Below are 13,374 nucleotides of genomic sequence, written 5' to 3'. Positions count from 1 at the left end.
TTATTCCCAATCAAGGGCACCTTTCTTCCAGATATACCAAAAACCGACCACGAATTCGGCGATGAACACCATCATCGTAACGAAGCCTTGCCAGCCCAGTTCGCGCATGGATACGCCCCAAGGGAAGAAGAATGCCGTTTCCAGATCGAACAAAATAAAGAGAATTGCGACGAGGTAGTAACGCACGTCGAATTTCATGCGCGCGTCTTCGAACGCTTCGAAGCCGCATTCATACGGGGACAGTTTTGCTGCGTCAGGCTTTTTCGGGCCAAGAATGTGGCCAAGCACTTGGGGAGCGATACCTACGCCGAGACCGACGAGGATGAACAGGAGAACGGGGAGATAATTTTCGAGGTTCACGATTGATGAGCTTATGTTGAACGGTCAGTTGAAAGGACACATCGCGGTGCTATGCGGTGCGCTTAACGTTCGCCCCAATCGTATTACTACTTAGACCAGGATCGAACGACACATCCTCGTAAAAAAGCCAGCTTGGTACCACCCTTGCTGGCCTATATTCTGGTGCCGACGACGAGACTCGAACTCGTACAGCTTGCGCCACTACCCCCTCAAGATAGCGTGTCTACCAATTTCACCACGTCGGCATAAGGCCGTTATTTTACTTCGTTTTTACGCGGTTGTTAATCCCGTATTGCGTCAAAACAAGAAGAAAAACGATAAATCCTTAATTATTTTTGCGTTCAAAACTGTTTCGCTAAGATACTGCTAAAACATTGAGCAAACAACTTAAAAAATTATCAACAGCACAAATTACTACAGCGAGATTATATTACTTTGGAATCGAGTTTGCAGGCGCCGGGGTCGAAGCGGCTGGCGCGGCCGGTGCGGCAGGGGCAGCCGCAGGGTTGGCAGCCGGTGCGGCAGGCGCTGCTTTATCCATCACACCACCGCTGACGCTGCTGCTTTGGTGGGTGGTGATGTACGACAGTGCCAGCGTGGCGCTGAAGAAGATCGCTGCCGCCACGCCCGTCGATTTCGACATGAAGTTCGACGAACCGGTAGCGCCGAACAGGCTGCCGGACGCGCCGGAACCAAACGCTGCGCCCATGTCGGCGCCCTTGCCGTGCTGCAGCAGCACCAGGCCGATAATGCTGATGGCCGAAACGACCTGTACTACGATAACCAGATTGAACAAGCTGCCCATGTTATTCCATTCCAAAATAAAAGTTTTGTATCGTTTTGTTTCTACCACATAAACAGTGCTTTAAACCGACTGAATAATCCCGAGAAAATCAGTCGCCTTTAATGCCGCACCGCCGATCAGGCCGCCGTCGATATCCGGCTGCGCCATCAATTCTGTTGCATTTTCAGGCTTCATGCTGCCGCCGTACAGGATCTGCACGGTGGCTGCCGCCTCGGCATGCTTGTTCGCCACACAGTCGCGCAGGAAGCGGTGGGCGTCCTGGGCAATCTGCGGCGTTGCCGTCTTGCCGGTGCCAATCGCCCATACCGGCTCATACGCCAGCACCAGCTTGGCCACCTGTTCCGGCTTAACCGCGTCCAGCACAGCCTGCAGCTGGGCGCAGATCACTTGTTCCGTCTGCCCGGCTTCGCGCTGCTCCAGCGTCTCACCCACGCACACTACTGGCGTCAGGCCGGCCTCCAATGCTGCCACGGCCTTCTGCGCCACCAGCTCACTGCTCTCGCCATGATACGCGCGGCGCTCGGAATGGCCGCACAACACATAGGTAGCGCCAAAGTCCAGCAGCATATCAGCTGACACTTCCCCCGTGTAGGCGCCGCTGGCATGGGTGGACACATCCTGCGCACCCCACGCCACCGCCGTGCCTTCCAGCGCCGCCTGGCACTGTGCCAGATAAGGCGCCGGGACGCACACCGCGCAGTCCGCGCCGAAATCGTTCAGACCGGCGACTATGCCGGACAACAATGCCGTATTGCCGGCGCGGTTGCCGTTCATTTTCCAGTTACCGATTACGAGTTTGCGACGCATAGCTGACCTAAAGGTTAATAAGCTCGCCATTTTACCGCGCCCAAAAAGGCAGGGTCAAACAGGCAAAGCGAATCCCCGGCTAGCGAAAACCGTAAATTTACTACGCATTTTACAACGAATTGCCCCTCAAATCACCTGCAACATGATTTTTCCGACGTGCGAACTGCTCTCCATGAGCGCATGCGCGGCGGCGGCCTGTTCCAGCGGGAAGACGGTGTGGATGATGGGCTTGACCTTGCGCTCGGCCATCATCGGCCACACCTTTTCCTTGAGCTTGCGCGCGATCGCGCCCTTGAATTCCGCCGAGCGCGGACGCAGCGTGGAACCGGTCACGGTGAGGCGTCGGCGCAGCACCTGGCCCATGTCCAGCGTGGCCTTGCCGCCGCCCAGCGTGGCGATGATGGAAATACGGCCGTCATCGGCCAGACATGCGATCTCCCGGGGCAAATAGTCCCCTGCCACCATGTCCAGGATGACGTCCACACCGCGGTCATTGGTGAGCGATTTGACCACGGCTGCGAAGTCTTCGGTCTTGTAGTTGATGCCCCGTTCGGCACCCAGTTTCATGCACGCCGCGACCTTGTCGTCACTGCCCGCCGTGGCGAACACGCGGTGCCCCATGACCGAGGCCAGCTGGATCGCCGTGACGCCGATGCCGGAGCTGCCGCCCTGCACCAATAAGGTCTCACCGGCACTCAAATGGGCACGGTCAAACACGTTGCTCCAGACTGTGAAGTAATTTTCCGGAATGGAGGCCGCTTCCAGCATCGACCACCCTTTTGGTACCGGTAATACTTGCTGTACGGGCGCAACAACATACTCGGCATAACCGCCGCCTTGCACCAAAGCGCAGACATGGTCGCCAATATCGAGGGTTGTGTAGTCGAGATCGCCGTCGACAATCTCGCCGGCCACTTCCAGGCCCGGGATGTCGGATGCGCCCGGCGGCGGCGCGTAATTGCCCATGCGCTGGAACACGTCGGGACGGTTGACGCCGGCCGCATGCACCTTGATCAGCACCTCGCCCGCCTTGACGACAGGCATGGGGCGTTCGCACAGTTTCAGGACATCGGCCGGGCCAGGTTGGGTAATTTCAATTGCGCGCATGCTTGCCTCTTACAGGGAAAGCACGATTCTACCCCGCACGGCGATCCGCTGCGGGGTCTGACCCCGTACGGGGTCAGACCCACTCTCGCCTGGGGGGATCAGCCGCCGCCCGTCCGCGACTTTTGCGGCAGCGGTGTATTCGGCTTCCAGGCCGATGACAGAGCCTGCCCTTCCTCGATCTGCTCCGGCGTCATGATGCGCACCACGGCCGTACGCTGCTCGGCCGCGTTCATCGAACCATTGGCGGCCGCCAGATTCCACAGCATGTAGGCAATCACATTATCCTGCGGCATGCCGCCGATGTGATAGCGGTACATGAGGCCGAGCGCCTGCTGCGCGTCCGGGTGGCCCTGCTCGGCCGCCTTGCGGAACCACGCCACGGCCTGCTTGTGATCCTGGATCACCGCATTGCCCGTGTAATACATGGCGCCCACCACATACTGCGCGTCCGCCTTGCCCTTGAGCGCCGCCTTGCGGTGCCACTCCAGCGCCGTCTTGTAGTCCTGCGGCACGCCGCGGCCCATGTAATACATCAGGCCCAGCAGATGCTCAGCATCGGCGTTGCCGGCTTGCGCCAGCGGCCGTATTTCTTTTAATGCCACCGCGTAGTTCTTGCTGTTATACGCAGTCGCCCCTTCGGCGAATCCAGCCATGGCGGCCTGTTGCAGGCCCAGCGCCATGGCGATCGCTAGTATGAATTTTTTCATATCGCGTTATATTTTGTAGGTATGTTTATTTCCAGCTGACCTTGCCCAAACCGTCGACGCTGACGTTACGGTTCAATGGCTTGCCATAGACAATGACCGATCCCAGGCCGCTCAGGTTCAGCGTTGCATTCGTTTTGGCGTTGACGGTGGCGTTGCCCAGGCCGCTCAGCTCGACATTGACGGAGTCCGCCTGAAACTGCTGCGCATTGAGGCCGCCGACTCCGCCCAGATCCGCCTTGAGCAACTTGCTGCGCCCGCCCAGCGTGATGTAGCCGGCGCCGCGCAAATCCAGGTCAGTACGGTCGTTTTCGCTGACCCACAGATTCATGCTGCCCACGCCGCCCAGATTGGCCTTGACCACGCGGTAATCGCACACCACCTTCATGCTGCCAGCGCCATCCATCGTCAGCTCCAGTTCCTCGCCGCTGAAGCCATTGATCTCGGTCGAGCCCACGCCTTCCGACACCACCTCGCGCAGCATCGGCAGCACCAGTTCCGCGCGCGTGGCGCCACGGCCGATCTTGATGCCGCGCCCTTCGGTTTCGAGATGCAAGGTGTCGCCGCTTTGCGACGCCATCAGCTTGTCCAGGTAGCGCTTTTCGCCGATCAGGCGCAGCGAGGGCACATCGCCCTGCCGCAACTTCAGGTCGACGACGCCGTCCAGCTTGACGCGGACCACGCGGGCGTCAATGGTGACCACGCGCGTTTCAGTGTCGTCGGCGGCGTCGGCGCGGCCAAACAGAGCACAGAAAGCGGCAAACAGCAGGCCAAATTGGAAAAGCTTCTTCATGGGGGAAATCCTCGGATGTTGTTACAGCAATCATACCTAAAGCCGGTCGCCGGCCAGCCCCGGATTGCGACGAACTGCACAAAACGGCGACTGGACGACAAAAAGGCAGGAACGGAAGTCAAACCCGTCACTCCCGCGAAAGCGGGAGCGGCGGCTATCGGTTGACGATGCGGGCGACCAGGCCGGAGCGGCCGTTGCGGTCAAAGGCGGCGGCCTGGATCACGCCCCTGGCGCTGATCGGCCCGGTGACGGCCTTGCTCTGCACCGTCGGCACGCTGCCGTCGGTGGTATAACGCAGCGTCAGGCCCGGCAGAATGTGATTGACCAGCACCTTGCCGCCCTCCACCGCCATGCCCGGCGGCGCAATGCGGTACTGGACGTCGCCGCGCTCCAGGTCCAGGCGCGGCAACACCCGCTGCCCCAGCACATTCACAAAACCGGACCATGCCGCCCGGTGCGAGGCGGCCGCCAGCGCCGGATCCGGCGCCCAGGCCCGCTCCGCCACCGCCAGCAGGCGCGGCATCATGAGGTAGTCGAGACGGCCGACATCGCGGATGGTTTCCGAGAACAGCGTCGCCTCGATGCCGCGTATATGACGGCGGCCGGCCTCGGTCAGTGCCGGGCCATAGGGCTGGAAATCAAACACCGTATCCAGGTCCACATAAGCGCCCCAGTTGACGCCTGGCTCCTCGGGATTGGGATTGGTCGCCATGTCCAGATACATATTGGTCACCGGCGCCAGCACGATATCGTAGCCGGCATTGGCCAGGCGGTAGGCGAAGTCCTCGTTGCCCGGCGTGTTATTCCACACATACAGGCTGAAACCACGCTGGGTGAAGCGCGGGTTCGGCAACTGCTGCGCGCCGTCCTGCGCCGAACGGCGCGCGCCCATCTCTTCCCAGCCCGAGGCGAACATGCCATGCTTGCGCAGGATGCCGTCCACGCGGTTGTAGAAGTAGTCCCACAAGTCGGCGGTGCTGGCCAGCTTTTCGCGCTGCATCAGCGCCTGGCTGACGGGCGAGCGCTCCCACGCGCCATGCGGCAGCTCGTCGCCGCCCATATGCATGGTCTTCAGCGGCACGCCCGCTTCACGGTGCAGCGCGGCGACCTGCGCCACCACCTGCTCGACAAACGCGTAGCTCGACTCCAGGCCGGGGTTGAGCACATGGTCGGTGTATTCCTGCGGCGAGCGGTACACCGAGCGGTCGTCGAAGTCGTTCAGCAGATACTTGTCCGCGCCCTCCTCGCCCGCTGCCTGCATGCGGTGATAGCACGCTTCCATGGCCTTGACGGCGGCACGCGCATGGCCCGGCATTTCGATTTCCGGTATCACCTCAATGTGGCGCGCGGCGGCATAGCGCAGGATTTCAACGTAGTCGGCACGCGTGTAATAGCCGCTGCCATGCGGATCATCGGCGCGCGGGCCGGAGCCGTAGGTCGGCGGCAGGCGCTGGCCTTCTTTGGTGCTGTGGCCGCGCACCGCGCCGATCGAGGTCAGTTCCGGCAGGCCGGCAATCTCCAGGCGCCAGCCTTCGTCGTCGGTCAGGTGGAAATGCAGCTTGTTGAGTTTATAGGCCGCCATCAGGTCCAGCGTCTTCAGCACCACCGCCTTGGGCTGGAAGTTACGCGCCACGTCCAGCTGGAAGCCGCGATAGGCGAAACGTGGCGCATCGATCACATCCAGTTCCGGCAAATCGATTTGCGCCGCATTCGACGGCAGCGGCAGCAGGTCGTGCAGCGACTGCAGGCCGCGCGCCACGCCAGCGGCGGTGTTGCCGACGATGTTGATGCCATCATCGCTGCTCACCGTCAGCTCATAGGCTTCCGGCGACGACTGTCCGTCCACCATGCCGATGCGCAGACGCAGCGGCACTGGCGTGCGCGAGGCATCGCCCTGCGGCAGATAGCGCGCAAACAGCTCGCGCGCATAAGCTGTTTCGTATTGCAGGCCGGGACCGGAAATCACTTGCGGCGCACGCGCCAGCTGCACGCGGCCGCTGCCCGCTTTCAGCTCCAGCGGCGTCGGGAACACCGGCGGCAGTGCGCTGAACGGCAGCACCTCCGCGCGCGCGTTGCGGCGGTAGGTGTCCTGCACCGTCACCAGGTCATGCCGGCCAGCGGGCCGTTTCAGTTGCTCCGGGCGCGTCGGCAGCTGCTGCTGGAAGTCCGTGATGGCGTAAGCGACGTCCGGCGCCGCATCAAACACCAGGTACGGCCCGACCGGCGCGCGCGACATGGTGGTCAACATGCTCGGATAGTAGTAGTCCACATTCAGCGTGCGGCCAGCCGGCAGGCCCTTGAAGCCAGCCGTGGGGCGCACACGGAACAAGCTGCCGCCGACCACCTGCTCCAGTTGCAGATTGCCGGCCAGTGGCCCGGTGACCACGTCATCCATGCAGTTGAAGTACAGCGACCAGCCCTTCGCCGGCAGCGGCTGTCCGCGCGTGGCCGTCATGCTCAGGCGTGCCTTGGTACGGCCGCGCCCATCCGCGGTAGGGAATTCATTGCGCAGCACTTCCCAGCGCATCTTCAGCGGCTCCGTCGCTGGCGCGGCTTGGGCTTGGGCTCCGAAGGCCAGCGCCAGCGCGCAGGCAGCAACGGTTTTCGTCATCAGTTTCATTGTCTCTCTCATGCGGGCAAACGGATGGTGGCGTTCAAGCCCCCCTCCGGGTGATTCTCCAATATCAGTTGGCCGCCATGCGCCTCGATCACGCCGCGCGCGATGCCGAGGCCCAGGCCCATGCCATTGTCATTCTGTTCGCGGCCATGCTCCAGCCGCACGTAAGGGTCGAACAGGCTGGCCAGCGCATCTTCCGGCACGCCCGGCCCGTGGTCGCGCACCGCGATGGTCACGGCGTCCGTTTCCGCGCGGGTGCGGATTTCGGCGCGCTTGCCATAGTACAGCGCGTTGTCCAGCAGGTTGCCGATCGCGCGTTTCAGCGCCAGCGGTTTGGCGCGCACCGACAGTCCCGCTTCCTCATAGCCTACCTCATGCCCCGCCAGCCGTGCACTGCGCACCAGGCGGCCCAGCAGGGCATCCAGTTTCACTTCGGCCGGGTTCTCGTGGATATCGCTGTCCTTCACGCATTGCAGCGCGCCTTTCACCATCATATCCAGTTCGTCGAGGTCTTCTTCAAATTCATTGCGCAAGGCCTCGTCGTCCAGCAGTTCGGAACGCAGCTTGAGGCGCGTGATCGGCGTGCGCAGATCGTGCGAGATGGAGATGAACAGGCGCTCGCGGTCCTCGATGTAGCGCTGTATGCGCTCGCGCATGGCGCTGAACGCGCGCGCGGTGTTGATGAATTCGCGGCTGCCCGTCTCCGGCAGCGGTGGCGCGTGCTCACCCTGGCCGAAAGCGCCGGCGGCATCGGACAGCGCCGCCAGCGGCCGGGTAATCCAGCGCACCACCAATAGGCACAGCAGCAGCACAGCAGCCAGCGACAGGCCTTGCAGCGCCAGGCGATCCCAGGCCCATGGATCATTCGCGCTCAGGAAATAAGGATTCGGCATCAGCGCCGCCATGTACAGCCAGTTGCCCGGTTCAAGTTCGGTCTGGATCACCAGGATAGGCGCCGGTGCGGGCTGCACCAGAAGGATGTGCTGCACCCACGCATCCGGCAGGTCGTTGAGGTGCACGCCTTCCGACACTTCCAGTTCCTCCGGCCAGGCGAACGCCAGATGGAAACCCGGCGAATGCGGCAGGTCGCGTTTGAGCGTGGCGCCGACGGTGGCCTTGACGCTGTCCGCCAGCGACTGCGGCGCCATCTCCTTCACCGGCACATATTCGTGATTGAGGTTGACGAAGAAGCGCGTGCCGCCCATTTCGCGCATCTGCTGGATAATCAGCACGCGGTAGCTGAGCGGCAGGCTGCGGTAAAAACGGATCGCGGCAGCGGCGCTATGCGCCACATACTGCGCGGCGGATTGCGCTTCCACCTGCGACCTGGCGCGCAGCTGCCCGGCCCAGATGGCGTTGGCCGCCAGCTGCGTGACCAGCAGGCCGGCCACCATCACCAGCGTCAAACGGCCCAGCAGCGATGCCGGCCACAGGCGCTTGAGCCGTTCAAGCATGGGAGACGTTCACTTCGGCCGAGAACACATAGCCCGCGCCGCGCACCGTCTTGATTAACGCCGGCTGCTTGCCGTCGTCGTTGAGGCGCACACGCAGGCGGCTGATCTGCACATCCAGCGAACGGTCCAGCGGGCCGGAGTCGCGGCCGCGCGTCTCCTCGCACAGCACGCTGCGGTCGAGGATCACGCCTGCGTGTTCGACAAAATACTTCAGCAGCTGGAAGTCCAGGCCCGTCAACGCCAGCGGCGTGCCGGCGCTATCGGTGACCTTGCGTTCCTTGAGGTCCAGCGTAAAGCCGACAAAGCGGTAGTAGCGGATGGCCGGCGTCTCCACGGCCGTGCGGCGCAGGATGGCCTTGATACGGGCCAGCAGTTCGCGCGGGCTGTATGGCTTGGCGATGTAGTCGTCCGCGCCCAGTTCCAGGCCGACGATACGGTCCGTCTCGTCGGAGCTGGCCGTCAGCATGATGATGGGGACGTTGGAGCGCTGGCGCACCTGCTTGCACAGCGCGAAGCCGTCCGTATCCGGCAGCATCACATCCAGGATCACCAGCGACAGCTGGTCCACGTGCGTCTGCAGCTCGGCCAGGAAGCTTTCGCCGTTATGCGACAGCACCACCTCGTACTGGTTTTTCTCCAGATAGGTTTTGAGCAGGACACGGGTTTTTTGGTCATCGTCTACGATCAGTATCTTGCGCACCGTATGCTCCTTGGCTTCTCAGGTTAAACAAGCGGAATAACACGCCCAGGCGGCGTTGCGCCTCAGCCGGCGTGGTCCGGTCGTCCAGAAAATAGCGTTGTATTTCGGCGATGATGGCGTCGCGGCTGGCTTCATCGGTCGCCATGCGGTGCACCAGGCTGGGCGCCTGCACCGCCGCACCCAGCGCGAACGTGGTCCACGAGGCGCGTGCGCAGCTGTCCATGCGTGACGGATCGGCGTCGCGCCGTACCGGCACCGATCCCTTGAGCGTGTTGTATTCCACCTGCACCGGCGGCGATACCAGCAGCCGCGCCATTTTTTCCTGCGCAGCCATGTGGCGGTAATCGCCCGCAAACATGGTGAAGCTGTCAACGCTGTACAGGTGATACTTCGCTGTCCCCGGCGCCACGCCGCAGGCGAAGTCCTCGTCCAGCGTCATACCCAGGTCGCGCAGCTCGGGTTTGGCCCAGTCGCCCATCATCATCATGGCCGCTTCGCGCCTGGCGAACTGGCGGGCCACATCCGGCCACGAACGTTCATCGATCTGGCCATTGGCCCAGCCCTTGATGGTGCGCAGGCGCTGCAAGGCTTCGGCGGTACGCTTGTCCGCAGCAGCGGCCGGGTCGCGCTTGACGAACAGCTGGCGATAGAATTCCGGCCCGCTCTCGGCCAGCACCAGGTTTTCGAACAGCGCCGCCACCTGCCAGGCCTCGCTGCTTTGTGCCAATGGCACAACACCTGCGGCCTTGAGCTTCTGTGCCGCCGCCTCAAACTCCTCCCAGCTTTGCGGCGGCGCGATCTTCAACTGGGCGAATAGCTGGCGATTGTAGAACAGGGTATTGACGCGATGGATGCCCACCGGCGCCGCCACCACGTGCTTGCGGTGCGTAATCAGCGTCTGTATGGTCGGGAACAGCGTGGTATTCCAGTTGCCGCTGCTGGCCACATTATCGATTTCCAGCAGCAGGCCGAGGTCGGCCCACTCAGCGATGGAGACGCCGATCATCTGCGACACTTCGGGCGCATCGCCCGCCAGCACGCGGCTCTTGAGCACCTTGCCGGCGCCCAGCCCGGCGCCGCCGGGGATGGCGGCATCCTTCCATTCGATGCCCTCGTCGGCCGCACGCGCGGCCAGCGCGTTGGCTGCCTTGCGCTCCGACGGCGACGTCCACCAGTGCAGTACCTGCAAAGTCGCCGCCGCCTGCGCAGACTGCGCCAACAAGCAGGCGGCCAGCAGGCCGCAGATGGAACGAAGATGTAACCGGATCACACAGCATCCCAAACGGAAATAATGACACGATTGTAATAGAAAAAAGCCCGACGCCAAACAGGCAATCGGGCTTGTGTCAAAACGAAAGCGTTATCAGAACTTGGCTTTCAGACCAAGGCTGTAACGTGCACCATTTTCATACACGCCGACTGGCAGACCGTCGGTGGTATTGGTGCGGATGACTTCATTACCGATGTTCACTGCCGTCAGGTACAGCGACAGTTTCGGCGTGATGTCCCAGCTGGCCGACGCATCCCACTGGCCATAGGCGCTGGTGACGTCCTGGCCACCTTCATCCAGCGCGCCGTACGACTTGGAGCGATAGTTGTAGGACAGGCGTGCACTGTAGCCGTTCTTCTCCCAGAAGCCGGTGATATTGGCCTGGTTGCGCGAGTTGCCGATCACATTCAGTTTGCGGCCGGCAGCGTTGGCGCCGGTTTTTGCATCGGTGAAGGTGTAGTTGACGATGGCGCCGAAGCCACTGCTGAAGGCCTGCTGCCACTGGATTTCCAGGCCGTTGACGGTAGCGCCGTTGCCGGCGTTGTAAGGACGCGTCACCGAACGCGATACGCCGGCCACATTTTCGGTCGCGGTCTGCGTGTAGATGAAGGTGTCCAGCTTTTTGGCAAACAGCGTGGCGGACAGCAGCGACGCATCGGCGTAGTACCACTCGGTGCCGATCTCCGCCTGGTTGGCGTGGAAAGGCTTGAGCAGCGGATTGCCGGCGGTGGCCGCGTTGGTGGTGCCGCTGACTTCCGTACTGGCGCTCAGATCGCTGTAGGTGTTACGCGCCATCACCCGCGCCACGGCGCCGCGTATCAGCAGGTCTTTGCTGACGTTGTAGACCGCGTTCAGGTTAGGCAGTACGTCGGTATAGCTGCGCGATACGCTACCCAATGCGTAATTGCCGTTGCCGGTCAGGTCCTGGTAGGCCTCGGAATTCTGGTCGGTCTTGACAACGCGGACGCCAAAGTCGCCGCGCCATTGGCCGGTAGCGAAGTCCGCACGCACATAGGTGGCGTAGATTTTTTCCTTGATCTTGTAGTACTCGCCCTTGGCTTCCGCATACACCATGGCCTTGTCATACATCGGGAAACCTTTGGAATAGGCCAGGCCATCATCCACCCATGCGTACTGCGTCAGCGAACCGGCGTTGGCCGCTTCCTGGCTCAGGAGCGGCGAAGGGCCTTTGGACAAATCGGCCAGCGAGAACGACTGCCAGCCAGGGCTGCCCGGACCAGCGGTGCCGATGGTGCGGTGATTCTGCACCGTGGTGTCGCGGAACTTGGCGCCAACCTTGATCGACTTGAAGAAATCACCGTTCAGGTCCAGCGTCAGATCACCCTGTGCGTAGTTCTCCTTGGTCTCCATGCGGCGCACCCAGTCACGCGCGCTTTGCAGCGTGAGCTTGGTCGGGTCCAGCGGGCTCATATCGAGGTATTTGACTTCGTAGGTGTCCGGCGCGATGTTGAAGGTGGTGCGGGTGTTACCGACGAACCAGAAGTTGCGGTCATGGTCGCTGCCGCCGGAGCCTTTGGTGGTGCCGGCCTGGCCGTGGAATTTCCAGTTGTCGCCATCGTAGGTGCCTTCCAGGTCCAGCACTTCCGACTTGATGTAGGACTGGCGGAAGATAGGCTCGAACGACACGCCGCCGGTCGGGCCGACGGTGCCGCCAACCAGGGCCTTGGTACCGTCCGACGTGGTGATGAACTTTGGATTGGTGACCTGGATATTGCCCTTGGCATCGGCCAGGCCACCTGCTTCCCACAGGTAGTTCTGGTTGCTGTTGTCCATGCTCATGTCCGAGTTCATGTAGTTCAGCGTGATGTCGGTGTTGACGTTCGGGCGCGCCTGCAAGGTCAGGTTGCCGGTGGTGCGCTCGCGGTCCTGGCGGAAGATGGCCGAGCCGCCGCCCCACGAGGCGTAGGCGCCCGGCGTGACTGCGCCATTCTGGTCAACGATGTTGTACTTGGTCGAGTCGGTGAAGTTTTCCAGGCCGTCGCGGCGCATGGTGCGTTTCTGTTTGCTGATGGCCAGCAGCGCGCCGAAGGTTTTCTCGTCATTGGTCCAGCTGATCAGGCCAGACAGTTGCGGGTCGGTTTTCTTCGGCAGTTCGCTGTAGGTCGCTTCCACCGATGCCTGCGCTACAAAGGACTTGAGCTGGAATGGCTTGCGGGTCTTTACGTTGACCAGGCCACCGATCGAACCTTCGTCCAGATCCGCCGATGGGCTCTTGTAGACGTCAATGCTGCCCACCAGTTCCGACGCCAGGATGTCGTAGTTGAAGCCACGGCTTTGCGAGTCGTTCTTCCACCAGTAACCGGAGGCCACGGCCTGGCCGTTCAGCTGCGTGAGGTTGAGGTTCTTGTCGGTACCGCGTACGAAAATGTCGCGGCCCTCACCCCAGGTGCGGTCCACCGAAATGCCCGGCACGCGTTGCAGCGAATCGGCCACGTTCTTGTCCGGGAACTTGCCCACTTCTTCCGCCGTGACGGTGTCGATCACATTGCCGGAGTCGCGCTTCTCGGCCAGGTTGCGCTTCAGGCGTTCGCGGATGCCGCGCACTTCCACGGTATTGGCGTCTGCAGCCGGTACGGCGTCGCTGGCTTGCGCTTGCGCGTCAACCGCGACAGGTTCTGCCGCGTGGCCGTAAGCGGCAAAGCCACCGCTCATGGCTAACGCGATTACGTGAGGTAGTATTTTTTTCTTGAGTACCGGCTTGTTCATCAACTTCTCCCTGTTTTTATTAAAAAGTAA

General features: G+C 62.0%; 11 protein-coding genes and 1 tRNA gene. All 12 read right to left on the bottom strand.

The annotated features are described in order from the left end of the window. Complete coding sequence (locus GTP58_RS02780; RefSeq protein WP_072780614.1) at window positions 1–360, bottom strand: NADH-quinone oxidoreductase subunit A; 360 nt, start codon at window positions 358–360, stop codon at window positions 1–3. 160 nt (window positions 361–520) lie between these two features. Further along, a tRNA-Leu gene (locus tag GTP58_RS02775) sits at window positions 521–605 on the bottom strand. A gap of 185 nt (window positions 606–790) precedes the next feature. After that, complete coding sequence (gene secG, locus GTP58_RS02770; RefSeq protein ID WP_072780615.1) at window positions 791–1,165, bottom strand: preprotein translocase subunit SecG; 375 nt, start codon at window positions 1,163–1,165, stop codon at window positions 791–793. A 60-nt stretch (window positions 1,166–1,225) separates the two neighbouring features. Next, the gene (gene tpiA, locus GTP58_RS02765; RefSeq protein ID WP_161076177.1) at window positions 1,226–1,972 is read right to left on the bottom strand and encodes a triose-phosphate isomerase; all 747 of its coding nucleotides are present in this window, start codon (window positions 1,970–1,972) and stop codon (window positions 1,226–1,228) included. Window positions 1,973–2,098: 126 nt separating this feature from the next. Beyond that, window positions 2,099–3,079, bottom strand: a complete 981-nt coding sequence (locus GTP58_RS02760; RefSeq protein WP_072780618.1) for an NAD(P)H-quinone oxidoreductase — start codon at window positions 3,077–3,079, stop codon at window positions 2,099–2,101. A gap of 98 nt (window positions 3,080–3,177) precedes the next feature. After that, window positions 3,178–3,786: a tetratricopeptide repeat protein gene (locus GTP58_RS02755; protein ID WP_072780619.1), complete on the bottom strand. Its 609-nt coding sequence runs from the start codon at window positions 3,784–3,786 to the stop codon at window positions 3,178–3,180. Between the two features lie 25 nt (window positions 3,787–3,811). Beyond that, the gene (locus tag GTP58_RS02750) at window positions 3,812–4,576 is read right to left on the bottom strand and encodes a GIN domain-containing protein (protein ID WP_072780621.1); all 765 of its coding nucleotides are present in this window, start codon (window positions 4,574–4,576) and stop codon (window positions 3,812–3,814) included. 154 nt (window positions 4,577–4,730) lie between these two features. Next, a complete protein-coding gene (locus GTP58_RS02745; protein ID WP_229215400.1) occupies window positions 4,731–7,196 on the bottom strand; it encodes a family 20 glycosylhydrolase in 2,466 nt (821 codons plus the stop codon). A gap of 8 nt (window positions 7,197–7,204) precedes the next feature. Continuing rightward, window positions 7,205–8,647 carry an ATP-binding protein gene (locus GTP58_RS02740; RefSeq protein ID WP_161076175.1) on the bottom strand — a complete coding sequence of 481 codons (1,443 nt, stop codon included), beginning with the start codon at window positions 8,645–8,647 and terminating at the stop codon, window positions 7,205–7,207. After that, window positions 8,640–9,347, bottom strand: coding sequence for a response regulator (locus GTP58_RS02735; RefSeq protein WP_072780625.1), 708 nt, complete (start codon window positions 9,345–9,347; stop codon window positions 8,640–8,642). Before GTP58_RS02735 ends, GTP58_RS02740 begins: the two co-directional genes overlap by 8 nt. Then, entirely contained in the window at window positions 9,319–10,617 is a 1,299-nt protein-coding gene (locus GTP58_RS02730; protein WP_373924683.1) for an ABC transporter substrate-binding protein, read from the bottom strand. The genes GTP58_RS02735 and GTP58_RS02730 overlap by 29 nt, the downstream gene beginning before the upstream one ends. A 93-nt stretch (window positions 10,618–10,710) precedes the next feature. After that, window positions 10,711–13,344 carry a TonB-dependent receptor gene (locus GTP58_RS02725; RefSeq protein ID WP_161076174.1) on the bottom strand — a complete coding sequence of 878 codons (2,634 nt, stop codon included), beginning with the start codon at window positions 13,342–13,344 and terminating at the stop codon, window positions 10,711–10,713. Window positions 13,345–13,374 lie beyond the last annotated feature (30 nt).

Source organism: Duganella sp. CY15W (assembly GCF_009857555.1).
Lineage (GTDB): Bacteria > Pseudomonadota > Gammaproteobacteria > Burkholderiales > Burkholderiaceae_D > Rugamonas > Rugamonas sacchari.
Note: the sequence above shows the minus strand (reverse complement) of the source record. Positions and strands in the feature narration are given on the sequence as shown.

Coding starts and splice junctions, on each gene's coding strand:
- secG (WP_072780615.1), bottom strand. CDS start 1,165: ATGGGCAGCTTGTTCAATCTGGTTATCGTAGTACAGGTCGTTTCGGCC.
- tpiA (WP_161076177.1), bottom strand. CDS start 1,972: ATGCGTCGCAAACTCGTAATCGGTAACTGGAAAATGAACGGCAACCGC.
- GTP58_RS02760 (WP_072780618.1), bottom strand. CDS start 3,079: ATGCGCGCAATTGAAATTACCCAACCTGGCCCGGCCGATGTCCTGAAA.
- GTP58_RS02755 (WP_072780619.1), bottom strand. CDS start 3,786: ATGAAAAAATTCATACTAGCGATCGCCATGGCGCTGGGCCTGCAACAG.
- GTP58_RS02750 (WP_072780621.1), bottom strand. CDS start 4,576: ATGAAGAAGCTTTTCCAATTTGGCCTGCTGTTTGCCGCTTTCTGTGCT.
- GTP58_RS02745 (WP_229215400.1), bottom strand. CDS start 7,196: ATGAAACTGATGACGAAAACCGTTGCTGCCTGCGCGCTGGCGCTGGCC.
- GTP58_RS02740 (WP_161076175.1), bottom strand. CDS start 8,647: ATGCTTGAACGGCTCAAGCGCCTGTGGCCGGCATCGCTGCTGGGCCGT.
- GTP58_RS02725 (WP_161076174.1), bottom strand. CDS start 13,344: ATGAACAAGCCGGTACTCAAGAAAAAAATACTACCTCACGTAATCGCG.